This is a genomic window from Nocardia sp. NPDC004068 (assembly GCF_042874315.1).
Taxonomy (GTDB): domain Bacteria; phylum Actinomycetota; class Actinomycetes; order Mycobacteriales; family Mycobacteriaceae; genus Nocardia.
In genome coordinates this window covers 251,192-274,270 of the sequence record NZ_JBIAMW010000008.1, presented here as the reverse complement: position 1 = coordinate 274,270, position 23,079 = coordinate 251,192, and the positions used below count along the sequence as shown (strand labels likewise).

Annotated in this window: 16 protein-coding genes; 9 read left to right on the top strand and 7 right to left on the bottom strand. The window is 71.1% G+C overall.

From position 1 onward, the window contains the following. Positions 1 to 3: 3 nt before the first annotated feature. Entirely contained in the window at positions 4 to 834 is an 831-nt protein-coding gene (locus ACFYTQ_RS22005; RefSeq protein ID WP_387363811.1) for a class I SAM-dependent methyltransferase, read from the bottom strand. A gap of 146 nt (positions 835 to 980) precedes the next feature. Between ACFYTQ_RS22005 and ACFYTQ_RS22000 the strand changes: the two genes are divergently transcribed. Beyond that, positions 981 to 4,655 (top strand): AAA domain-containing protein, encoded by a 3,675-nt coding sequence (locus tag ACFYTQ_RS22000; RefSeq protein ID WP_387363808.1) that lies wholly within the window; start codon positions 981 to 983, stop codon positions 4,653 to 4,655. Here ACFYTQ_RS22000 and ACFYTQ_RS21995 read toward each other — a convergent pair. Then, entirely contained in the window at positions 4,625 to 5,794 is a 1,170-nt protein-coding gene (locus ACFYTQ_RS21995; protein WP_387364266.1) for an amino acid deaminase/aldolase, read from the bottom strand. The genes ACFYTQ_RS22000 and ACFYTQ_RS21995 overlap by 31 nt on opposite strands. A 51-nt stretch (positions 5,795 to 5,845) precedes the next feature. Then, positions 5,846 to 6,325 (bottom strand): TetR family transcriptional regulator, encoded by a 480-nt coding sequence (locus ACFYTQ_RS21990; RefSeq protein WP_387363805.1) that lies wholly within the window; start codon positions 6,323 to 6,325, stop codon positions 5,846 to 5,848. A gap of 382 nt (positions 6,326 to 6,707) precedes the next feature. Between ACFYTQ_RS21990 and ACFYTQ_RS21985 the strand changes: the two genes are divergently transcribed. Then, positions 6,708 to 7,451: a tyrosine-protein phosphatase gene (locus tag ACFYTQ_RS21985; RefSeq protein ID WP_387363802.1), complete on the top strand. Its 744-nt coding sequence runs from the start codon at positions 6,708 to 6,710 to the stop codon at positions 7,449 to 7,451. A gap of 1 nt (position 7,452) precedes the next feature. Here the strand turns inward: ACFYTQ_RS21985 and ACFYTQ_RS21980 are convergent, their stop codons facing one another. Together ACFYTQ_RS21980 and ACFYTQ_RS21975 are read right to left on the bottom strand one after the other, a co-directional pair. After that, positions 7,453 to 8,679 (bottom strand): class I adenylate-forming enzyme family protein, encoded by a 1,227-nt coding sequence (locus ACFYTQ_RS21980; protein ID WP_387363800.1) that lies wholly within the window; start codon positions 8,677 to 8,679, stop codon positions 7,453 to 7,455. 91 nt (positions 8,680 to 8,770) lie between these two features. Then, positions 8,771 to 9,574 (bottom strand): enoyl-CoA hydratase/isomerase family protein, encoded by an 804-nt coding sequence (locus ACFYTQ_RS21975; RefSeq protein ID WP_387363797.1) that lies wholly within the window; start codon positions 9,572 to 9,574, stop codon positions 8,771 to 8,773. A 53-nt stretch (positions 9,575 to 9,627) separates the two neighbouring features. Here ACFYTQ_RS21975 and ACFYTQ_RS21970 point away from each other — a divergent pair, with 53 nt between their 5' ends. Further along, positions 9,628 to 10,656 (top strand): glutathione S-transferase family protein, encoded by a 1,029-nt coding sequence (locus ACFYTQ_RS21970; protein ID WP_387363794.1) that lies wholly within the window; start codon positions 9,628 to 9,630, stop codon positions 10,654 to 10,656. Between the two features lie 39 nt (positions 10,657 to 10,695). Here ACFYTQ_RS21970 and ACFYTQ_RS21965 read toward each other — a convergent pair whose 3' ends face one another. Together ACFYTQ_RS21965 and ACFYTQ_RS21960 are read right to left on the bottom strand one after the other, a co-directional pair. Next, positions 10,696 to 11,097, bottom strand: coding sequence for a VOC family protein (locus ACFYTQ_RS21965; protein WP_387363791.1), 402 nt, complete (start codon positions 11,095 to 11,097; stop codon positions 10,696 to 10,698). Further along, positions 11,094 to 11,939, bottom strand: a complete 846-nt coding sequence (locus ACFYTQ_RS21960; RefSeq protein ID WP_387363788.1) for a helix-turn-helix domain-containing protein — start codon at positions 11,937 to 11,939, stop codon at positions 11,094 to 11,096. Before ACFYTQ_RS21960 ends, ACFYTQ_RS21965 begins: the two co-directional genes overlap by 4 nt. A gap of 89 nt (positions 11,940 to 12,028) precedes the next feature. Between ACFYTQ_RS21960 and ACFYTQ_RS21955 the strand changes: the two genes are divergently transcribed. From ACFYTQ_RS21955 to ACFYTQ_RS21930, 6 genes are all read left to right on the top strand, one after another. Continuing rightward, positions 12,029 to 12,745: a hypothetical protein gene (locus ACFYTQ_RS21955; protein ID WP_387363786.1), complete on the top strand. Its 717-nt coding sequence runs from the start codon at positions 12,029 to 12,031 to the stop codon at positions 12,743 to 12,745. Continuing rightward, entirely contained in the window at positions 12,742 to 13,680 is a 939-nt protein-coding gene (locus ACFYTQ_RS21950) for an ATP-binding cassette domain-containing protein (RefSeq protein ID WP_387363783.1), read from the top strand. The genes ACFYTQ_RS21955 and ACFYTQ_RS21950 overlap by 4 nt, the downstream gene beginning before the upstream one ends. A 119-nt stretch (positions 13,681 to 13,799) precedes the next feature. After that, a complete protein-coding gene (locus tag ACFYTQ_RS21945) occupies positions 13,800 to 14,582 on the top strand; it encodes an ABC transporter permease (RefSeq protein WP_387363780.1) in 783 nt (260 codons plus the stop codon). 203 nt (positions 14,583 to 14,785) lie between these two features. Continuing rightward, a complete protein-coding gene (locus ACFYTQ_RS21940) occupies positions 14,786 to 15,340 on the top strand; it encodes a hypothetical protein (RefSeq protein WP_387363777.1) in 555 nt (184 codons plus the stop codon). An 86-nt stretch (positions 15,341 to 15,426) separates the two neighbouring features. Then, entirely contained in the window at positions 15,427 to 19,053 is a 3,627-nt protein-coding gene (locus ACFYTQ_RS21935) for an ABC transporter ATP-binding protein (RefSeq protein ID WP_387363774.1), read from the top strand. Positions 19,054 to 19,227: 174 nt separating this feature from the next. After that, positions 19,228 to 23,067 (top strand): multifunctional oxoglutarate decarboxylase/oxoglutarate dehydrogenase thiamine pyrophosphate-binding subunit/dihydrolipoyllysine-residue succinyltransferase subunit, encoded by a 3,840-nt coding sequence (locus tag ACFYTQ_RS21930; protein WP_387363771.1) that lies wholly within the window; start codon positions 19,228 to 19,230, stop codon positions 23,065 to 23,067. Positions 23,068 to 23,079 lie beyond the last annotated feature (12 nt).

The following is a 23,079-nucleotide window of genomic DNA, read 5'->3' as shown; positions in this document are numbered from 1 at the left end:
GGATCAGCCGCCGACGCGGGCCCGCACCAGCCGCGGACCGGCCGCCACCGCGGGCGCGCCGTCGATGTAGCGCGGGGTCAGGGCGCCGACCGGGTTGTCCTCGAGGACCTGGAAGCCGTTGTCGCGCAACAACTCCGCCGCCTCGGCCGGAGTGAGGAAGGTGATCCACCGCTCGCCCGCCGCGGCCAGTCGGCGTTCCCGATCCTCGTGCGCGGTCCGCTCCTCCGGGGTGGCCGGGGGCGGAATGGGGGTGCCGTAGTCGAAGACGAGTTCGCTGCCCAGGGCGAGTTCGCCCAGCGCGCGCAGGGTTTCGGCGAGGGCGGCGCGGGTCAGGTACACCGTGACGCCCAGCCAGATCACGAACGCGGGGCGGTCCGCGGCCAATCCCGCCGCGCGCAGGCTCGCGCCCAGATCGTCCCGTTCGAAATCGACGGGCACGTAGGCGACCGAATCCGGGATCGCGATCCCGGCCGCCGCCAACCGCTCCCGCTTCCACTCCTGAGTGGCGGGATGGTCGACCTCGAATACCCGGAGATTCGAATAGGGGTTGCGGTAGGCGAAGGTGTCCAGTCCCGCGCCCAGGACGACCGCCTGGTCCGTTCCGTTCGCCACCGCGTCGGCGAGCGCGTCCTCGGCGAATCGGGCGCGCAGCACGATGAATCCGCGCATGCGCTGCCGCCCCGCGTGCGCGAGGTGGTCGCCGCGGGGCTCGACCCCGGCCAGCACGGCGCGGGCGAGGGGGTCGCGAAAGATACTGCCGCCCTCCAGTTCCTGATGGTCGGCTCGATGGCGGGCGGCCGCCATCGCGGTGCGGCTGGGTTGACCGGTCTGCATGACCGTGATTTTCCTTCCGTTCGGTCGCAGGCGCGACACGCCCCCCTCACGCCACGCCCCGCCACCTCGAATGATTACGCTGAGCGCGGCTGACACACGAGGATGTGCGGTCTGGTGCGGGTGTCCGAAACTCAGGAGGGCCGCGATTGATTCTGTTCGGTGATCGTGTCGTGTGCAGCACCGGCGACCTGGTGGAGGCGGCGCGCTGCGAGTTCGCGCTGCTGCGCGCGCTCGATGCCGAACTCGGCCTCGGCGGCCGCGCGGGGTGCGGCCTGGATTTCGCGTCCCCGCCCGAGGGATTCGGCGACGACCTGCGAGAACGGTTCGGGCACGAGCCCGTCCGCATCGATCCGGTCGAATTCGGTTCGCCCGCCGAGACGGTCGCGGCGCTGACCCGCGCGCACGATCGAACCATCGCCGCCCTGTCGGCCGGTGTGGAGGTGATCCTCGGGCCGGTGTTCTTCGACGGCGCCCTCGTCGCGTACGGCAGTGCGCTGGTGCGTACCCCGGCGCCGCCCATGCCGCCCGCGACCCCGGAGCCGGTCGAGGAGGCCGCCGCGCCGCCCTCGCGCGCCGCACCGCGCGAACGTCCCGAACAGACCCCGGTGCCGGAGGATCAGCGCTGGCTGTTCCCGCTGGACGAGGCGGCCTACGAACAGGTCATCGACGGCGACGCCCTCGACCGATCGACCCCCGGCCCGGACGGCTGGGCCCCGGGGGCGCTGTCACCGCCCGCCGCGACCGACGATCCGGTCGTCCCGCCGGAGACGACCTATCAGCTCTACGACGCCACCGGCGACGCCCCGATCGTCGGGCTGATTCGTGCCGCCGCCTGCGCGGAAGCCTTGCAGCGCAACGGTTTCGGGGTTCATCCTCGCGTCCTCGTGCGGACGGCGAGCGGGGAACGCACACGCGAACTGTCCGATGCCATGACGGTCGTGCGGGCGCGCCGCCGCCGGGTGGCGGCCATCCTCGAGGCCAAACAGGACGAGCTGCTGCCCGTGCAGTGGGGCGATCCCCGTTATCTGGCGTGCGGCGAATGCGCCACCTGCACCGCCGAATTGGTGACGGGCCGGGACCTGCTGCTGGTGGCCGGCATGCGCCCGGCGGTGCGCGCCCAGCTGCACGCCGCGGGCATCACCACGGTGGACCGGTTGGCACGGACCGAGACGGCGGTGCGCGGCGTCGCCACCCAGACCTTCGTGACGCTGCGCCGCCAGGCCGAGGCGCAACTGCGCCGCGAGCGCACCGGGGAGCCGGTGTGCGTAGTCACCGACGCGACCGCGCTGGCCGCGCTGCCGCCGACCACCCCGGGCGACGTCTTCCTCACCCTGGCGGGTACGCCGGCCACGGTGGCCGGGGTCGGCGTCGCGCCCACCCGCACCAGCGACGAGGGCGAACCGCCCGCGATCCTGTTCCACGCCTTCGACATCGCCCATGATCCGGCCGCGCTGCTGGAGTTCCTGGCCGATCGGCAGGAACGCCATCCGGATCTGCGGATCTACCACTACCGTTCGGCCGCGCGGGAAGTGCTGGCCGACCTGTGCGCCCGCTGCGGCGTCGACGAGGGCATCGTGGACGATCTGCTGGGCGCGTTGCTGGATCTGTATCCGATCGTGCGGGCGGCGTTGCTGGTGGGCGAGCCGTCGTATCGGCTCACGGATCTGGCGACCCTGCTCGACCGGGTGCCCGAATCCGACTGCGATCCCATCGAATCCGCGACCGCGCTCACCCTGCTGGTGCGCGATCGGCTGCGCGCGCTGGCCGACGAGCACGACGTGCGCCCCCGCCCCGCCCCGCGCGACACCGTGCCCGAGACGCCGTCGGCGGTCGAGTCCGCCCTGCGCGAATTCGCCTACGGCACAGACGAACCCCGCACCCCCGGCCAGGAGATCGCCGCCCTCACCGCCGCCGTGCTGGCCTACCACCGCCGCGAACGCCGCCCACTGCACTGGGCGCACACCGACCGCCTGCACCGCCCCATCGCCGAATGGGCCGACGGCCCAGGGGTTCTCGTGGCGGACTGGGGCAGCGTGGACACCAAATGGCACAGCACCGGCCAGCGCCCGATGCGCCGCTATCTCAAACTCACCGGGCGGCTGGGCACCGGCAGCACGCCGCCGCCCGGCACGCCGGTGCTCACGCTGTACGACCATCCGGTGCCGGGCATGTCGTCGATGCCGGATACGTCGATGATCCCGGGCTCGTCGGCGATGCCGGGTTCTTCGGGGGTGCCAGGTTCTTCGGCGATGGCGGGCTCCTCGGTGATCCCGGGTTCCTCGGCTATGCCGGGCATGTCGGCCGCGCCGGGGCGGCGGGCCGTTGCGGCGGCGACCGTGCTCGGGTGTGCGCGCGACGACAACTCCGATGACATCGTGCGCGTCGAGGAGCTGCTGCCGGAGGGGTGCGCGCCCTATGACGAGTTGCCGATCGCGATCGTGCCGCGGCCGCCCGGCGGGGACGAGAACATCGCGGCGGCACTGACCGCGACGGCCAATCAGTTGCTGGTCACGCTGCCGGAGGCGCCGCTGACGGCCGCGTTCGATCTGCTGTGCCGCCGCCCGCCCCGGCTGCTGTCGGGTGGGGAGCTGCCGGAGGTCTTCGGTGATCACGCGGCCGCCGTCACGGCCGCGGTGCTCGATCTGGACGACTCCTGCGTGGCCGTGCAGGGACCGCCCGGCACCGGGAAGACCGATACCGGTGCGCGGGTCGTCGAACGGCTCGTGACCCGGCACAAGTGGCGGATAGGCGTGGTGGCGCAATCGCATTCGGCCGTCGAGGAGGTGCTCGACGCGGTGGTGCGCGCGGGGGTGCTGCCGGAGCTGGTGGCCAAATCCGATCCGCAGGAGGTCGCGCCGGAGTGGCTGGCGATCGATCCGGCCCGGTACCCCCGGTTCCTGGACAACGCCGTGAACGGCTGCGTGATCGGCGGCCTGCCCGGGGATTTCGCCGATCCCGAGCGCATCGCCCCCGGCGTGCTGGATCTGCTGGTGCTGCCCGACGCGGGGCATTTCCCGCTCGCGGACGCGGTCGCGGTGGCGGGCAGCGCGCGCAATCTGCTGCTGCTCGGCGATCCCGCGCCGCTGCCGACGCACGGCACCCACCCGGAACCGGTCGCCGAATCTGCACTGGGCCGCCTGGTCGGCGAATCCCCCACGCTGCCACCGGAATTCGGCTACTTCCTGGACCGCACCTGGCGGATGCATCCGCAGCTGTGCGCCCCGGTGTCCCGGCTGCGCTACGGCGACCGGCTGCGCTCCAACGAAACCGTCACCCTCGCACGGGAATTGGCCGACATCCCGCCCGGCGTGCGGATGGTGCCGGTGCGGCACCGCGGCAACGGCACCGAATCGGTGGAGGAGGCCCGCGAGATCGTGCGTCAGGTGCGCGCGCTGCTCGGGCTGCCGTGGCGGCAGGGCGCGGTGACCCGCAGGCTGCATCCGCACGACATCCTCGTGGTCGCGCCCTATCACGCGCAGGTGGCGCGCATCCGAACCCTGTTGTCGCGGGCCCGGATCGAGGACGTCGTGGTCGGCACGACCGAACGTTTCCAGGGCCGCGAGGCCGCCGTGGTACTGGTCTCCACCGCCACCTCCACCCCCGCCGACGCGCCCCACGGCATCGGCGCGCTGCTGTCCCGCCACTGGCTGACCACAGCCGTCTCGCGCGCCATGTGGTCCGCGGTGATCGTGCACTCCGCCCTGCTCACCGAGTACCTACCCGAAACCCCCTCGGAGCTGGCCGATCTGGCCGCGTTCCTGGAACTGTCCAATCCGGCGGCGTCCGCGGGTCAGCCGAAGTCGCGCCCCTCGCCGCGGTAGGTGGGGACGGCGACGCGGGTGCCGTCGGCATCGACGAGGTGGAGTTCGTCGAAGCGTTCGCACAGTTCCCCGGCCTTGGCGTGGCGGAACCAGACCCGGTCGCCCACGGTGAGTTCCGGCGCGCCGGTCAGCGGGGTCTGCACCTCGCCCGCGCCCTCGGTGCCGATGAGCCGTAAACCGCTGGGCCACACCGGTTTCGGCACGCGGGATTTACCCGCGGGACCGGAGGCGATGTAGCCGCCGGAGAAGACCGTGGCGATGCCGCGGGCCGGGCGGCGCAGCACCGGCAACGCGAAGAACAGCGCCGGGCGCGGGGTGAAACCGCGGTAGCCGTCGAACAGGGTGGGCACGTAGAGGCCCGAGCCCGCGGTCACCTCGGTGACCTCCGGACTGGCCACGCTCACCTCGATCGAACCGCTGCCGCCGCTGTTGACGATCCGGAGCTCGCCGACCACCGACCGCACCGCGTCGAGGACCTGCCGCCGCCGCTCCGCGATCTCGAGGGCCGAGGCCCGTTTCACCAGGCGCACAACGGGATTGGTATCGGGCAGTCCGGCGATCTGCGCCTCGTAGGTCATCACGCCGACGACGTCGTAGCCGCGCGCCCGCGCGGTGCGCGCGAGCTCGGCGGCCTGCTCGGGGGTGCGGATCGGCGAGCGGCGCACGCCCAGGTGCAGCGGCCCGATCCGCAGCGACGCGTCGACGTCCAGGCACACCCGCGGCCGGGCGCGGCGCCCGGCGAGCACGGCGTCGATGAGATCCAGCTGCGCGACATCGTCGATCATGAGCGTGATGGCGGCGCGCAACGTCTCGTCGCCGCCGAGTTCGGCGAGCGCGGCCCGATGCGCTGTCGGATAACCCAGCAGGATGTCGCCCGCGCCCCGGCGCGCGAGCCAGATCGCCTCGGGCAGCGCGTAGGACATGATCCCCGCGAAGCCCCCGGCGGCGGTGAGGCCGCCGCCCAACACCTCCTCGAGCACCGCCCGGCAGCGCACCGACTTGCTGGCGACCCGGATCGGCACCCCGCGGGCGCGGCGCACGAGATCGGCCGCGTTCGCGCGCAGGGCGGTGAGATCGAGGGCGGCCAGCGGCGGATCCAGCTCGGCCGTGGCCGCGTGCAGGCCGGGAATCGGCGACACGTCTGTCACGGGTTCCACTGAACCATGAAACTGGTCAGGCGTCCAGATGCCTCAGAGGTCGGCGGCCTTGGTGGACAGGCTCGACACCAGATCGTCGATGACGACCAGCGTGGTCTCGTCGTCGCAGTCGGCCAGCCAGCGCAGGACCGTGCCTTGGAGGACGGCTACCGAGTACGCGGCCACGGCCTCGACCGGTTCGAGCCATTCGGTGCGCGAGCGCTCGGCGCACAGTTGCAGGAAGGCGGCGGCCTCGGCGTCGAGATCGCGGAACATCTCCGCCGCGACCGAATCGGCCGCGCACTCACCGCGGCTGCCCCAGCGCCGGCGCAGCGCGGCGATCGCGGACTCGTAGGAGCGCAGATGCTTGTCCGGCGCGGCCTTGATGCTCGGCCACATCGCGCTCACCCCGGCATGTAACAGCACCCGCAGCGCGCGGGTGCCGGTGTAGTCCAGGGCAGCGGCCGCCTGTTCGACGGCCTGCGCGACCGCCGGACGCGGTCGGATCACCATCATCTCTCTACTTGCGCTCACAACGACTCCCTCGGGCGAAAGAACGCGCGCACCTCGCCTGGCGCGGCTCGCTCAACGGGTTTGCGGTCTGCTTCGATCGCACCGGGATCGCCCCGGTCGACCCGTCCAACTTGATCAATATTAGAGCTTTTTCAAGGATCGCGATCAGTTTAAATCGGATTTTCAAACCGGAAGATTGTTTTGTTACCCCTCCGGTACCGCCTCGCGACCGAACGGACGCCGCGGGGACGCGTGCGCCCTCGTTTCGTCCGACCAGCAAACTTTACGGTGTCCGGGGGGTTGAATCCCCCAGCTGTGGCCGATCCCACACGCCACCGCGGATTCGTCCGTTCGATCGGCAAACGACACCCCCGCGCTACCGCCCCCGCCCTAGCCTTGATTGATGACCAGCGCACGACCCGATCATCTGCTCATCTCCGGCACGTTCAACTACCGCGACGTCGGCGGCCTGCGCACGGCCGGTGGCGCGAAGGTCCGCAGCGGCGTGCTGCTGCGGTCGGCGCATCTGTGCCGGCTCGACGAGGACGGGCAGGCCACCCTGCGCGAACTCGGCGTGGCGACCGTGCACGATCTGCGCGGCCCGCGCGAGATCGAGCATCTCGGCCACGACGTGCTGCCGCCGCGGGTGCGGCTGGAGCTCAGCCCGTTCGACACCAAGATCGGGGAGAAGCCGCCGCACGAGGTGGTCTACCAGGACGGCCGCTCGGAGATGATGCAGGTGTACGCGTCCTTCCCGGCCATGGCCGAGGCCGGGGTCGCGCTGGTGACCATCGCCGAATCGCTGGTGCGCGGGGACGGCGCGGTGCTGGTGCACTGCGCGGCGGGCAAGGATCGCACCGGCTGGGCCATCGCCACCCTGCTGCGCGCGGTCGGCGTCACCGAGACCGAGATCCTGGAGGACTTCCTGCTCAGCAACGGTGCGGTCGAGCACCTGCGACGCGATGTCGAGATCAACTCCGGCGGCCGGGTGGAACTGCCGCTGGACGTGCTCGGCGTCGACCCCGAGTACCTCGCGGCGGGCACCGCGTCGATGCAACGCATCTACGGCGACCTGGACGGTTACCTGGACGCGATCGGGCTGAGCGATCCCTTGCGGGAACGGCTGCGGGAACGGCTGCTGGAGTGACTCATTCGGCCCGGTGGACCAGGCCCTCGGCGTCGATCTCGACCTGGTTGCCGGTGTGGAACCAGCTGCCGGTGAAGCGGGATTCGGTGGTCTGCGGGTCGTTCCAGTAGCGGGGGGCGACATTCGGTCCGCGGCAGAGCAATTCGCCTCGACCGGCGCTCGCGCGCGGGCCCCACAGGGCCAATTCGGTTCCGCCGAAGGGGAATCCGAGCAGGTCGGCCGCGTGGGTGTCGCCGCCGTCGGCCAGCGCCAGGCCGATCCCGCTGGTCTCGGTGGCGCCCCACACCGACCACTGCCGGGCCAGCGGGAACACCTCGCGCAGGGCCGCCGAGACGACCTCGCAGGTGCCCGGCCCGGTGGCGGCGACCTCGGTGCGATGGCCCGCGCTGCACACCTGGCGCACGCCCTCCGCGCGCAGCCCGGCCAGTTCCGGCAGCAGCCCGGCGAAGATGCGCGGCGTGGCCGAGACCATGTCGATGCGTTCGGCCACAATGGTTTCCGCGATCAGCGCCGGTTCGGGCACCAGCACCACCGTGCCGCCGACCGCGAACGTGGGCAGCAGCTGATCGACGCAGCCGCTGGCGTGCGCCAAGGGCAGCAGCACCAGATTGCGCATGCCGTCGGTCGGCAGGTCGAGCGCGCCCACGACCGAGCGGATCGCCGAGAGCAGATTCTCGTTGGTCAACTCGACGCCCTTGGGCGTGATCGAATCGTCCTGCGCCACAGCGCCACTGGTGTAACACAGCAGCGCCAGTTCGTTCAGGGCCGCCCCGTCGTCGATGTAGGCGGCCCCGTCCGGGAAGTCGTCGGCGAGCACGAAATCGGCGTCGCTGTCGGCGAGGACGCGCTCGGCGACCGCCGCGGGCAACCCGTCCTGCACCAGCACCGGCACCGCACCCGACAGCAGCGCGCCCAGGAACGCCTGCACCCAGCGCACCCCGACCGGCAGCCGCACCGCGACCCGGTCGCCGTAGCCGATGCCGTGCTCCTGCAACCCGCCCGCGATGCGCGAGGCGGAGTGCCACAGCTGTCGATAGGTCAGTCGCGGACCGCCGATCTCGACCACCGCCTCGCGGCCGGAGAACGCGTGGACCTGCACGTCGAGCAGCTCGGTAAGCGCCGGATTCAGATTGCCGTACCGCAACACCCCGTCGGCCCCGCGGGCCAGCGGCGCGAAATCCGTTGGCCGGCAGACTCGCTGCGGGTACTCCACCAGTGACTGCGCCATGCGTTCCTCCGAGTGCCTCGATGCGCGCACCTGTGACTATATGATGCACATCACAAGCGCGGGCGAATAGGCGACGAACGTGTCCGGCGCGTCACCGCCCGGTGTAGCTCGCCTTGCCCGGACCGACCTCGAGGAAGCTGCGGACCGCCCCTTGCAGGTCCGCGGTGGCGAACAGCTCGCCCGACACCTCCGGAACCACCGAATCCGCGTGTGCCACACCGCCGGAACGCCACGCGGCCACGATGGCCTTGGTCGCCGCGTGCGCCTTGGTGGGGCCGTCGGCCAGGCGCGCGGCCAGCGCGCGGGCGGCGGTGTCGACGTCGTCGTGGACGGCGTTGACCACGCCCCAGTCGGCCAGGGTGGTCGCGTCGTAGAGGTCGCCGGTCATCACCAGTTCGCGGGCGCGGCCCGAGCCCGCGCGCTCGGCGAGCCGCTGCGGCCCGCCCATCGACGGGGTCAGCCCGACCACGGTCTCCACCAGACCGAACCTCGCCTTGGGCGCGGCCAGGATGATGTCGCAGGCCAGCGCGATCTCGAAGGCCGCGGTGAGGGTCAGCCCGTGCGCGGCGAAGACCACCGGGCAGGGCAGGGATTCGAGCGGATGGATGATCCGCTCGAACAGGTCGCGCCACAGCTCGGCGCCCTGTTCGACGGACAGCCCGTCGAAGACGTGCACGTCGACGCCGCCGGAGACGACCTTGCCCGCGGCGCGCAGCAGCACCGCGCGCGGCGGGGCGGCGGCCAGATCGGCGATATCGGCGGCGATCGACTCCATCAGCGCCTTGTCGAACAGGTTCAGCGGCGGGTTGTCGATGGTCAGGACGGCCAGTTCGGCGCCCTTGTCGGTCTCGACGCGGGTCAGCTGGGTTCCGGCCGGGGTGCTCGAATCGCTCATCCGCCGAATCTATCCAGTCATCGATCCCGGCGAAAGCGTGGAAGACTGGCCGCGTGACTACCTCGTCGTCCAACAACGGCAGCTACGTCGAGCCCGGCGAGTACAAGCGGGACACGAACTACATCACCACCCGCATCACCGCCGACGGCCGCGACGGCTATCCCGTCGAGCCGGGCCGCTACCGGCTGATCGCCGCGCGCGCGTGCCCGTGGGCCAACCGCACGCTGATCGTGCGGCGGCTGCTCGGCCTCGAACAGGTGATCTCGCTGGGTCTGTGCGGACCCACCCACGACAAGCGCAGCTGGACCTTCGATCTCGATCCGGGTGAGGTCGATCCCGTGCTGGGGATCCACTTCCTCCAAGACGCGTACTTCAAGCGGGTCCCCGACTATCCGCGCGGCATCACGGTGCCCGCGATCGTGGACGTGCCGACCGGGGCCGTGGCCACCAACGACTTCGCGCAGATCACCCTCGACTTCTCCACGGAGTGGACCGAATTCCATCGCGAGGGCGCGCCGCAGCTGTACCCCGAACCGCTGCGCGCGGAGATCGACGAAGTGAACAAGCGGGTCTACACCGAGGTCAACAACGGCGTGTACCGCTGCGGCTTCGCCGGGGACCAGGCCGCCTACGAGGCCGCCTACGATCGGCTGTTCGCCGCGCTGGACTGGCTGTCCGAGCGGCTGGCCGATCGCCGATATCTGGTGGGCGACACCATCACCGAGGCCGATGTGCGGCTGTTCACCACGCTGGCCCGCTTCGACGCGGTCTATCACGGGCACTTCAAGTGCAACCGCGCCAAACTCGCCGAGATGCCGGTGCTGTGGGCCTACGCCCGGGACCTGTTCCAGACCCCGGGATTCGGCGACACCACCGACTTCACCCAGATCAAGCAGCACTACTACATCGTGCACACCGACATCAATCCGACCCGGATCGTGCCGAAGGGCCCGGACCTGTCCGGCTGGCTCACCCCGCACGGCCGAGAGGCGTTGGGCGGCAAGCCCTTCGGCGACGGGACCCCGCCCCCGCCGCCGCTACCGGCGGAGCGGGTGCCCGCCGATCACTGGGTTCCGGTGTGAGACTTCGGTAGCCGCCCGGCCGAGGCCCTGCCCCCCCGATCACTGGGTGCCCGCGTAGGTGCCGAAGCTCCAGTAGACGCCCTCCGGATCGCGGCAGGTGAAACCGCGAGAGCCGTAGTCCTCGTCGCGCAGTTCGCGGGTGATGGTGGCGCCGGCGGCCTTGGCGCGCTCGTACAGTTCGTCGGGGTTGTCGATCACGACGTAGGCCGAGCCGACGCCGGGCGGCTGATCGCACAGCGCCATCCCCTCGCGCACCGAGCCGAGCATGATGCCGCCGCCGCCCGGCCAGCCGAGTTCGGCGTGTTCGACGATGTCGCCGTTGCCGTAGCGGGCGCGCTGGACGAAGCCGAACGCCTCGATCAGGAAGGCGATCGCCTTGTCGGCGTCGCGGTAGACGAACGTCGGCCAGATCACGGTCTTGGAAGTGGTTGTCTCGCTCATGGGTACGAGCCTCGCGCAGCCGCTGAGGCGTCGTCTTGGACGAATGGGAACTGTTCGTCGGCCAGCCACCGCGACGGCGGCACCCCGGCCAGTTCCCGCCACTCGCGGGCCATGTGGGCCTGGTCGTAGTAGCCGGTCGCGGCGGCCACGCGGGCGATGGTCGTGCCGGGCAACCGCAGCATCCGGTGCGACGCCTCGAAGCGGGCCAGCCGGGCCGCGTCCTTGGGCGTGATGCCGAATTCGGCGGCGAAGCGATGGCCGAGATGCCTTCGGCTCCAACCGATCTCGGTGGCGACGTCGGCGACCCGCGGGACGGCGGAGCGGTCGGTCAGCAGCCGCCAGGCCCGATCCAGGGCGGGATCGATGGCCACCTCGCCGACCCGCCGCAACAGGATCTCGTCGAGGACGGCGAACCGCTCGGCCCACACGTCCGTGGCCGAGATCCGCTCGCGCAGTTCGACGGCGTCGCGGCCGAGCAGATCGGTCAGATCGATCACCCACGCGCCGAGCGCGGCCACCGGCACGCCGAGCAGCGCCCGCGAACCCAGCGGCGTGAGGGCCAGTTGGATGCCGTGCTGGAAGCCGCGGTGCGCGATCACGCTGGGCCGCACGGTCAGTCCGCTGGCCAGGGTGTCCCACCGGCCGCCGGGCTGGGCGGGATGTCCGGCGACGGGCAGGTCGAGGGGCTCGTCGATGGTCACGATGACCGTCAGCGTGGTGCTCGGCATGCCGATGTGGCGGCCCGGCGGGAAGCCGCGCAGCAGATAGCCGTCGTATTCGCGCAGGAACGGCCGCAGTCGCGGATGCGGCACACCCCGCGCGCCATCGGACACGCCACTCACGTCTTCCACGGTAGGTCGTCGCGACGGAACCGGCGCGCGGAGTCCGTTCGTTAGAGTCTCAGCTGAGCGAACGAGAGGGGTTGTTGGCGATGTTCAGATCCGGCCTGGAGAAGGCCGTGGTGTCGCTGCTGGACAACGGAGCGCAGGTGCAGGCGCCCGCGGTCGCAAAGTACGTCGAGCGGCTACGACGCGCCCACCCCGACGAGAGCCCGGCCCAGATCGTCGAACGGCTCGAGCGGCAGTACCTCACCGCGGTCACCGGCAGCGGCACGGCCGTAGGCGCGACGGCCGCCATCCCGGGCGTCGGCACGATCACCTCGCTGGCGGCCATGAGCGCGGAGACGGCGTTCTTCCTGGAGGCGTCGGCGGTGTTCACCCTGGCCGTCGCCGCGGTGCACGGCATCGCGCCCGAGGACAGCGAGCGACGCCGGGCCCTGGTGCTGGCGGTCGTGCTCGGCGAGAGCGGTATGGAGATCGTCGAGAAGAGCGTCGGGCATTCCGCCAAGAACTGGGGCACGTTGCTGGCCACCAGGATTCCCGGTATCAGCGGGATGAACGACACGCTGGTGAAGCGGTTCGTGATGCAGTTCCTGGCCAAGCGCGGCGCGTTGATGGTCGGCAAGGTCATCCCGGCCGGAATCGGCGCGGCCATCGGCGGTTTCGGCAACCGCGCCATCGGCCGCACCGTGATCGGCAACGCGCACAACGCCTTCGGGCCGCCGCCGCGCGGTTGGCGCGGGCCGATGGTGATCGACGCGGATCCGCTTCCGGCACTGGACGATTCGCCCGGGAACGAGCCGCGGTGAGCGCGCCGCGATCGCTCGCCTTCGCGATCACCGGGCTGCACAAGCGGTTCGACGGGGTGCCCGCGCTGCGGGACGTGAGCTTCACGGTGCCCGCGGGCACCACCACCGCGCTCGTCGGCCCGCCCGGTTCCGGTAAGACCACCCTGGTCCGCGTGCTCGCGGGATTGCTCGCCCCCGATTCCGGGACGGCCGCGGTCGGTGGCCCCGGATCGAAGGCGCGGCCCGGCAAACGCTCGGTCGGGGTCGTGCTGCAACCGCGCGGCCTGCACCCGGGCCGCACGGTTCGCGGCGAGTCACGGGTCTGGGCCGCCGCGGCGGGCGTGAGCGACGAACGGGCGGCCGCGGTGCTGGCGTTCACCGGACTGGAGCCGGTCGCCGACCTGCGGGTGGGTGCCCTGTCGCCGGGGCTGGCGAGCCGCCTCGCGCTGGCCGTCGCGCTGCTCGACGATCCGCCGCTGTTGCTGCTGGACGATCCGCTCGCGGGACTCGATGGGGCCGAACGGGATTGGCTGTTCGAGCTGCTGCGCGGGCACACCCGCCGCGGCGGGACCACCCTGTTCACCGCGCAGAGCCTGGCCGCGGCGCTGCCGGTGGCCGATCAGCTGGTCGTGCTCGGCGCGGGCACGGTGGTGTTCGAGGGCAGTCCGCGGCGGCTGCGGCGCGGTCATCCGGATCGGCTGATCGTCGGCGCGTCCAGCCCGATCGCGCTCGCGACCGTGCTGGCGGCGCGGGGCTTCACCGACGCGGTGATGCGCGCCGACGGCAGGCTCGCGGTCGCGGAGGCGTCGCGCACCGAGATCGAGGACGCCGCCCGCGCCGCCAAGGTGCATTTGACCGATCTCGTGCCCGAACCGGTCCACCCCGACCGCGTCCTCGCCACCCTCACCGACAGCGCGGCCCCGGTCCCCCAGATCCCGTACGGAGGGTCCCGATGATCCGCGCCGTCCCCCCGAGCCTGTACGGAGGGTCCCGATGATCCGCACCGTCCCCCCGACCCCGTACGGAGCGCCCCGATGATCCGCACCGTGCCCCCCACCCCGTACGGAGCGCCCCGATGATCCGCACCCTGCCTCCGGACGTGAGCCGGGCCGCCACCGCCGAGGCCCGCAAGCTCACCACCCTGCGGTGGGCCTGGGGGCTGCTGCCGGTGTGCGGTCTGGTCGGCCTGCTGGCCACGATCGTGAGTGTCACCATCGGCCATGGGCCGCAAGCGAATCAGAATCCGGCGACCGGCACGGCCAGCCTGGGCCTGTACGTCGGGATCGCGGTGGCGGCCCTCGCGGCGCTGGTGAGCGGGGCCGTGGCGGCCGCCGGGGAGTACCGCTACGACGCCATCTCGATGACCGCGCTGTTCACCCCGGACCGCGATCTGCTGTTCGGCGCGAAAATGGCTGTCGCCGCGGCGTATTCGCTGCTGCTGGCCGCGGCCGCCGAGGTGGGCGCGGCGCTCGCGCTGGTGGTGGCGGGCCGCGACAAGATCGAATTCGGGCTGCGGCTGGTGGCCGTGCTCGGCGGCGGTCTGCTCGTCGCGGTGTGCTGGGGCGTGATCGGCGCGAGCCTGGGCCTGCTGCTGCGCGGGACCGTCGCGGCGCTCGGCGCCGCGCTGGGCTGGCTGGTGATCATCGAACCCCTGGTGTGGCTCGTCGCGCACGGCGCCGACTCGCACGGCCTGGCCGTCGTGTTCCCCGGTTCGGCCACCATCGCCACGGTCGCGGTCGGCTCGTTCACCACCAACCGGCTGTTCGCCCCGAGCCCCGCCGCCGCGGTGGTGCTGCTCGTGTGGACGGCGGCCGCGGGCGCGTGGGCATGGTGGGCGGTGCGGCAGCGCGACGTCTGATCGTGGCGCGGGCGCGCCAAACCCGTTCTGCCACACCGTCGTCGCCCTCGGACCAACTGGTCTCGGACCCCCACGCGATACGCGTCGAACCGGTAATATTACCTCCCGATCACCGGATTCGGTGGTCAGCCGAAAGATTCGCCGGGGCACGGTCTTTGCGGAATGTGGTCCGGCGGTTCAGCCGAACGAATGTAGGGAAACCGATGAGAACCACCAAGTTCGCCGCCATTGCCCTGCTCGCCATCGGCGCCACCGGAATCACCGCCGGCGCCGTCAATGCCCAACCGGCACCCGCCAGCGGCACCGAGATCGCGGTGCACGCGACCGATCACGGCATCGGCTTCGTCACCGCGCCGACCGCGGACCATCGGGGGGTCGTCACCACCGTCGACAGCGGCCGCTTCGCGCTCGCGCCCGACGCCGCCTCGATCACGCTCACCGGCGCCTCCGGCGAGGTCGTCGCGTCGATTCCGCTCGGGCTGCGGACCGCCGCGAACACGGTGGCCCTGACCCCGACCATCGCCGACGAGGGCCGCACGCTGACCCTCACCGCGCCGACCGCCGGGACCGAGGTCGCCCAGGCCGTCGACGAGGCCCAGGACACCATCGCCCGCAAGCAGTACAACGCGGGCGTGGGCGCGCTCATCGGCGCGGGGATCGGCGCGGTCATCGGCTTCTTCCTCGGCGGTGTCGGCGCGCTGGTCACCGTCCCGATCGGCGCGGGCATCGGCGCTCTGATCGGCTACTCGACCCCGTAGTCCCCGTATCCCGATGCCCGGGTGGTGCGCCGCCCGGGCATCGAACCGTCCGGCTCCTGTCGGCGGCGGTGAGTACCGTCGATCGAGTGGAAACGCGCGGCTGGGTGCGGCGGTTGTGGGCCGCTTGTCTGGAGCATCCCTGGGTGACGGCCGGGGTCGTGGTGAGCATCGTCTGCGGCGCGGGGGCCGAGGTGGCGGTGCCGGTGGCGGCCAAGCGCGCGCTCGACGAGGCCCGGGTGGGGGATGTGCGCGGGATCGCCGTGGTCGCGTGGATTCTGGTGGCGCTGGCGCTGATTCGCTTCACGACGTCCTACGGGCGGCGCTGGCTGGCCGGTCGGCTGGCCCTCGACGTGCAGCACGGGCTGCGGGTAAACCTGCTCACCGCGCTGCACCGCTACGACGGGCCGGGCCAGAATCGGCTGCGCACCGGGCAGGTGGTGTCGCGGTCGATCAGCGATCTGCAACTCGTGCAGGGCCTGCTGGCGATGGTTCCGCTGTCGGCGGCCTCGGTCCTGATCTTCGTCATGGCCGCCGCGGTCATGCTGGTGCTGTCCCCGCTGCTGGCGGTCGTCGCGCTGGCAACCATGCCGGTGCTGGGCTGGGTCATCCGGCGCGCGCGGCCGAGGTTCCACGCCGCGACCTGGTCGGCGCAGCAGCGGGCCGCCGACCTCGCCCAGCACGTCGAGGAGACCGTCACCGGGGTCCGGGTGGTGAAGGGCTTCGGGCAGGAGGCCCGGATGGTCGCGCTGCTCGAGGGGCACGGCCGCCGCCTCTACGCCGAGCGGATGCGCGCGGCCCGCATCGAATCCCGCTTCCAGCCGCTGGTCGCGGCCGTCCCGCAGATCGGCCTGGTGGCGGTGATCGCGCTGGGCGGCACGCTGGCCCTGCACGGCGAGATCGGGGTGGGCACCTTCCTCGCCTTCGCCGCCTACGTCACCATGCTGGCCTCGAGCACGCGCATCGTCTCGAACGTGATCGTCATGGCCCAGCTCACCCGCGCCGCCGCCGAACGGGTCTACCAGGTCATCGACGACGCGCCCGACACCGCCGACCCGGCCGATCCGCGGCCCGTGCCCGACGGACCGCTGGGCGTCGAAATGCGCGGTGTCACCTTCGGATTCGATCCGGACCGGCCGGTGCTGCGCGATTTCGACCTGAGCGTGCGGCCCGGCGAGACGGTCGCGATCATCGGTCCGGCCGGATCCGGCAAGTCCACCCTCGCGGTGCTGCTGCCGCGCCTATTCGTACCCGATTCGGGCCGAATTTCCTTGCGTGGCAACGACTCCGAGGTCGATATCGGCGCGGTGCGGGCGAGCGAGCTGCGCGCGGCCGTCGGCGTGGTGTTCGACGACCCGTTCCTGTTCTCCGACACCATCGCCGCCAATATCGCCCTCGGCCGTCCCGACGCCACCGCCGCCGAGATCCGCCGCGCCGCCAAACAGGCCGCGGCCGACGAGTTCATCGACGAGTTGCCCGACGGCTACGACACCGTCGTCGGCGAACGCGGGCTCACCCTGTCGGGCGGGCAACGTCAGCGCCTGGCCCTGGCCCGCGCCCTGCTCGCCGATCCGCGCGTGCTGGTTCTCGACGACGCCACCTCCGCCGTGGACGCGGTCACCGAGGCCGCCATCTTCGACGCCCTGCCCAGCCGTCCCGACCGCACGACGCTCATCCTCGCCCACCGCGAATCCACCCTCGCCCACGCCGACCGGGTGATCCGGCTCGACCCGCCCGAACCCGCGGGCACCGGCGACCCGTGGCGCGGCCGGGACGCCGCGCCCGAACCGCCCGAGGCCGACATCCCCGCCGAACTGCGCGGCCCCCTCGCGCGGCTGCCCGCGGCGACCGAACAACCCGGCCTCGACACCGCCGAACTCGAACGCCCCGAACCGAATTTCCGGCTGCGCGGCCTGCTCCGCCCAGTGCGCTGGCTGCTCGCCGCGGTGGTGACGCTGCTGGCCGTCGACGGCGTCATCGGCGTGGCCTTCCCCGCGCTGACCCGCTACGCGCTCGACGACGGCGTGGCCGCCCACAGCGGAAAGACGTTGGCGGCGGCCGCGATCGGCGGCCTGATCCTGGTCGCGCTCGGCTGGGCCGACGAGACCGCGAACACGCTGCTGTCCGCGCGCGGCGGCGAACGACTGCTGTACGGCCTGCGGGTGCGCAGCTACGCGCATCTGCAACGGCTCGGCCTCGACTACTACGAGCGGGAACTGTCCGGCCGGATCATGACCCGGATGACCACCGATATCGACGCGCTGTCGACGTTCCTGCAAACCGGGCTGAGCACCGCGTTGATCAGTCTGGTCACCGCGCTGGGCATCGCGGGCGCGCTGCTGCTCATCGATGCCGGACTCGCGATGGTGGTCTTCGCGACCCTGCCCCCGCTGATCGCGGCCACGCTGGTGTTCCGCAAGATCTCGGCCTCGGCCTATTCGGCCGCCCGCGAACGCGTCGCCGTGGTCAACGCCGACTTCCAGGAGAACGTCGCGGGCCTGCGCGCCACCCAGGCGTACCGGCACGAGGCCGATGCCGCGCGGCGCTTCACCGGTTACTCCGACGACTACCGCCGCAGCCGGATGCGCGCGCAGCGGGCGATCGCGCTGTACTTCGCGGCGGTCATCGCGTGGGGTGATCTCGCGCAGGCCGCGGTGGTCTATGTCGGGGCCCGCGATGTTGCCCACGGTTCCGTCACCCCGGGCACGCTGGTGGCCTTCGTGCTGTACCTCGGCCTGTTGTTCGGTCCGATCATGCAGCTCTCCCAGGTCTTCGACGGGTATCAGCAGGCCCGGGTGGGGCTGCGCCGGATCGAGGCGCTGCTGCGCACCCCGTCCTCGATCGCCGCCGATCCGCCCGACGCCGTCGCGATCCCGGGACGGCTGCGCGGGGACGTGGCCTTCGACGCGGTCGACTTCCGCTATCCGGAAGCGAGGAATCCCGCGCTGCAAGGCGTTTCGCTGACGATTCCGGCCGGAACGAGTCTGGCCCTGGTAGGTCCGACGGGAGCGGGTAAGTCCACCATTGTGAAGCTCCTCGCCCGGCTCTACGACCTGCCGCCCGACACCGGCGGCGGTCCGATCGGCGTGGACGGCACCGACATCCGCCGCTACCGCCTCGCCCACTACCGCGCCCGGCTCGGCGTCGTCCCGCAGGAGGCTCACCTGTTCACCGGCGACGTGGCGAGCAACATCTCGTTCGGCAAACCGTCCGCCACAGCCGCCGAGATCGAGCGGGCCGCCGCGACGGTCGGCGCGCTGGAGATGATCACCGCGCTCCCGCAGGGCATGGGCCAGCCCGTCGGCGAGGGCGGGCGCGGCCTGTCGGCGGGCCAGCGGCAGCTCATCGCGCTGGCCCGCGCCGAACTCGTCGATCCGGACCTGTTGCTGCTGGACGAGGCCACCGCGGTGCTCGACCCGGACAGCGAGGAGAAGGTGTTGGCGGCGAGCCGATCGCTGACCCGTAACCGCACGTCGGTGATCGTCGCGCATCGATTGGCGACGGCCGCGCGGGCCGATCGGATCGCCGTCGTCGAACACGGCCGGATCGCCGAAATCGGCTCGCACACCGAACTGCTCACGGCCTCGGGACCGTACTCCCGACTGTGGGCGGCGACATCGGAGGAGTGTGGGGAGCGCCACTCGGAAGCGAAGGAATATTCTCAGTCACGGACGAGTCGACACCATAAGAGGCTGGGCTTGTCCGGCGGCCCGTGATCGTCGGCCGCGGAGCCCGAGACGGGGGAAGTGAGCAAACCTCGAGGGACCCGCGGTCACGGCCAGGGGACACCGGAGAAGGGCTGGGCCTATCCTCAGAAAGGGCGCATCGGCGCGCATCGAGCCGATTACCCGTGCCGAGCACGTCACAAACGTCGCAGCGCGAAGAACGAAATGAGGCGAACACCTGCTGTGAGCAGCTCAACATCCCAGTTCGGACAGAACCAGTGGCTCGTCGACGAGATGTACCAGAAGTACAAGCAAGACCCGTCGTCGGTCGACGAGAGCTGGCACGAGTTCCTGGCCGACTACACCCCGGAGACGCCGGGAGACACTGGTAACAGCAAGCCCGCCGCCACACCCACCGCCGACGCCGCCGCGCCCGCCCCCGCGCCCGCTCCGGCACCCGCCAGCGCTGTCCCCGCCCAGGCGCCCACCAGCAGCGCGCCCGCCGGGACGCCCGCCCGCACCCCGGCGCCCGCCGCCGCCAAGGTGAACGCCGCCGCCTCCAACGCCGCCGCGCCCCCGCAGGCGCGTGGCGGGGAGGCCCGCACCGTCCCGGCCCCGAGTTCCAATGCGGCCCCGGCCAAGTCGGCCCCGCAGGTGCCCGTGCAGGCCGAGGACGAGTCGAAGGTGCTGCGCGGTCCGGCCGCCGCGATCGTCAAGAACATGTCGGCGTCGCTGACCATCCCGACCGCCACCAGCGTCCGGGCCATCCCGGCCAAGCTGATGATCGACAACCGGCTGGTCATCAACAACCACCTGGCCCGCACCCGCGGCGGCAAGATCTCGTTCACCCACCTGCTGGGTTACGCGATCGTCCAAGCGGTCAAGGCGTTTCCGAACATGAACCGGCACTACGCCGAGGTCGACGGCAAGCCCAACGCGGTCACCCCCGCCCACACCAATCTGGGCCTGGCCATCGATCTACAGGGCAAGGACGGCAACCGCACCCTGGTCGTCGCCGCCATCAAGAACTGCGAGTCGATGACCTTCGCGCAGTTCCACAGCGCCTACGAGGACATCGTCCGCCGCGCCCGCGACGGCAAGCTCACCACCGAGGACTTCACCGGCGTCACGATCTCGCTGACCAACCCGGGCACCATCGGCACCAATCACTCGGTGCCGCGGCTGATGCCGGGTCAGGGCGCGATCATCGGCGCGGGCGCGATGGAGTACCCGGCCGAGTTCCAGGGCATGAGCGACGCGCAGCTGGCCGAGATGGGCATCGGCAAGCTCATGACGCTGACCTCCACCTACGACCACCGCATCATCCAGGGCGCGGAGTCGGGCGACTTCCTGCGCACGATCCATCAACTGCTGATCTCCGACGAGTTCTTCGACGAGATCTTCCACGGCATGGGCGTGCCCTACGAGCCGATCCGCTGGCGCAAGGACATCACCGAACGCGGCGTCGACAAGAGCGTGCGCGTGCAGGAGCTGATCGCGGCCTACCGCAGCCGCGGCCACCTGATGGCCGACACCGATCCGCTACGCCTGGTCAAGGACAAGTTCCGCAGCCACCCGGATCTCGACGTCACCCAGCACGGCCTGACGCTGTGGGACCTGGACCGCGAATTCAACGTCGCGGGCTTCCACGGCCAGGAGCGGATGAAGCTGCGCGACGTCCTGTCGATCCTGCGCGACGCCTACTGCCGCCACATCGGCGTCGAGTACACCCACATCCTCGACCCCGAGCAGCTGAAGTGGTTGCAGGAGCGGGTCGAGCAGAAGCACGCGAAACCGACTGTCGCGCAACAGAAGTACATCCTGTCCCGGCTGAACGCGGCCGAGGCGTTCGAGACCTTCCTGCAGACCAAGTACGTCGGCCAGAAGCGCTTCTCGCTGGAGGGCGCCGAGACCACCATCCCGATGATGGACGCGGTCATCGACCAGTGCGCCGAGCACGGCCTGGACGAGGTCGTCATCGGCATGCCGCACCGCGGCCGGTTGAACGTGCTGGCCAATATCGTCGGCAAGCCCTACTCGAAGATCTTCACCGAGTTCGAGGGCAATATGAACCCGGCCGCCACGCACGGCTCGGGCGATGTGAAGTACCACCTCGGCGCGCAGGGCACCTACATCCAGATGTTCGGCGACAACGACATCGAGGTCTCGCTGACGGCCAACCCGTCGCACCTCGAGGCCGTCGACCCGGTGCTGGAGGGTCTGGTCCGCGCCAAGCAGGATCTGCTCACCAAGGAGGACCTGGTCACCAAGGGCGAGGAGGCGCGCACCTTCTCGGTCGTGCCGCTGATGCTGCACGGCGACGCGGCGTTCGCCGGGCAGGGCGTGGTCGCCGAGACGCTGAACCTGTCGGGCCTGCGCGGCTACCGCGTCGGCGGCACCGTGCACATCGTGGTGAACAACCAGATCGGCTTCACCACCGCCCCGGAGAACAGCCGCAGCACCGAATACGCCACGGACATCGCGAAATTCATCGGCGCGCCGATCTTCCACGTCAACGGCGACGACCCCGAGGCGTGCGACTGGGTGTGCCGCCTGGCCGTGGACTACCGGCAGAAGTTCCACAAGGACGTGGTCATCGACCTGATCTGCTACCGCCGCCGCGGCCACAACGAGGGCGACGACCCGTCGATGACCCAGCCGTACATGTACGACGTCATCGACACCAAGCGCAGCGTCCGCAAGGCGTACACCGAGGCCCTGATCGGCCGCGGCGACATCTCGATGAAAGAGGCCGAGGACGCCCTGCGCGACTACCAGGGTCAGCTCGAGCGCGTCTTCAACGAGGTGCGCGAGCTGGAGAAGTACCCGCCGTCGCCGAGCCCGTCGGTCGAGATGGAACAGACCGTGCCGAGCACGGTCATCACGGCCGTGGACAAGACGGTGTTGCAGCGCATCGGCGACGCGTTCCTGAACGTGCCCGCCGAGTTCACCGTCCACCCGCGCGTGAAGCCGGTGCTGGAGCGGCGGCGCGAGATGGCCTACGAGGGCAAGGTCGACTGGGCCTTCGCCGAGCTGCTGGCCTTCGGCACGCTGATCGACGAGGGTCGCGCGGTGCGCCTGACCGGTCAGGACTCCCGGCGCGGCACGTTCACCCAGCGGCACGCCGTGGTCATCGACCGCAAGACGGGCGCGGAGTACACCCCGCTGCACAACATCGGCTCGAAGAATCCGGGCTGGTTCGCGGTGCACGATTCGGCGCTGAGCGAATTCGCCGCTGTCGGTTTCGAATACGGCTACTCGCTGGGCAACCCGGACGCACTCGTGTTGTGGGAGGCGCAGTTCGGTGACTTCGTCAACGGCGCGCAGTCGATCATCGACGAGTTCATCTCCTCGGGTGAGGCCAAGTGGGGTCAGCTCTCGGAGGTCGTGCTGCTGCTGCCGCACGGGCACGAGGGTCAGGGTCCCGACCACACCTCGGGCCGCATCGAGCGGTTCCTCCAGCTGTGCGCGGAGGGTTCGATGACGGTGGCGGTGCCGTCCACCCCGTCGAACTACTTCCACCTGCTGCGGCGGCACGTGCTCGACGGCATCCGCCGCCCGCTGATCGTCTTCACCCCGAAGTCGATGCTGCGCAACAAGGCCGTGGTCTCCAATATCGAGGACTTCACCGACAACAAGTTCCGTTCGGTGCTCGAGGAGCCGACCTACGAGAGCGGCGACGGCGACCGCGGCAAGGTGAAGCGGATCCTGCTCACCTCGGGCAAGCTCTACTACGAGCTCGCGGCGGAGAAGACCAAGAAGAGCCGCGAGGATGTGGCGATCATCCGCATCGAGCAGCTCTACCCGATCCCGTCCTACCGCCTCAACGAGAAGCTGGCGACCTACCCGAACGCCACCGATCTCGTCTGGGTCCAGGAGGAGCCCGCCAACCAGGGCGCATGGCCGTTCTTCGGGCTGAACCTGCCGGAGATCCTGCCGGAGCGGTTCAACAAGCTGCGCCGGATCTCGCGGCGTGCCATGTCGGCCCCGTCCTCGGGGTCGAGCAAGGTGCACGCGGTGGAGCAGCAGGAGATCATCGAAGAGGCGTTCGCGCCGACGGTCTAGATCGTGCCGATG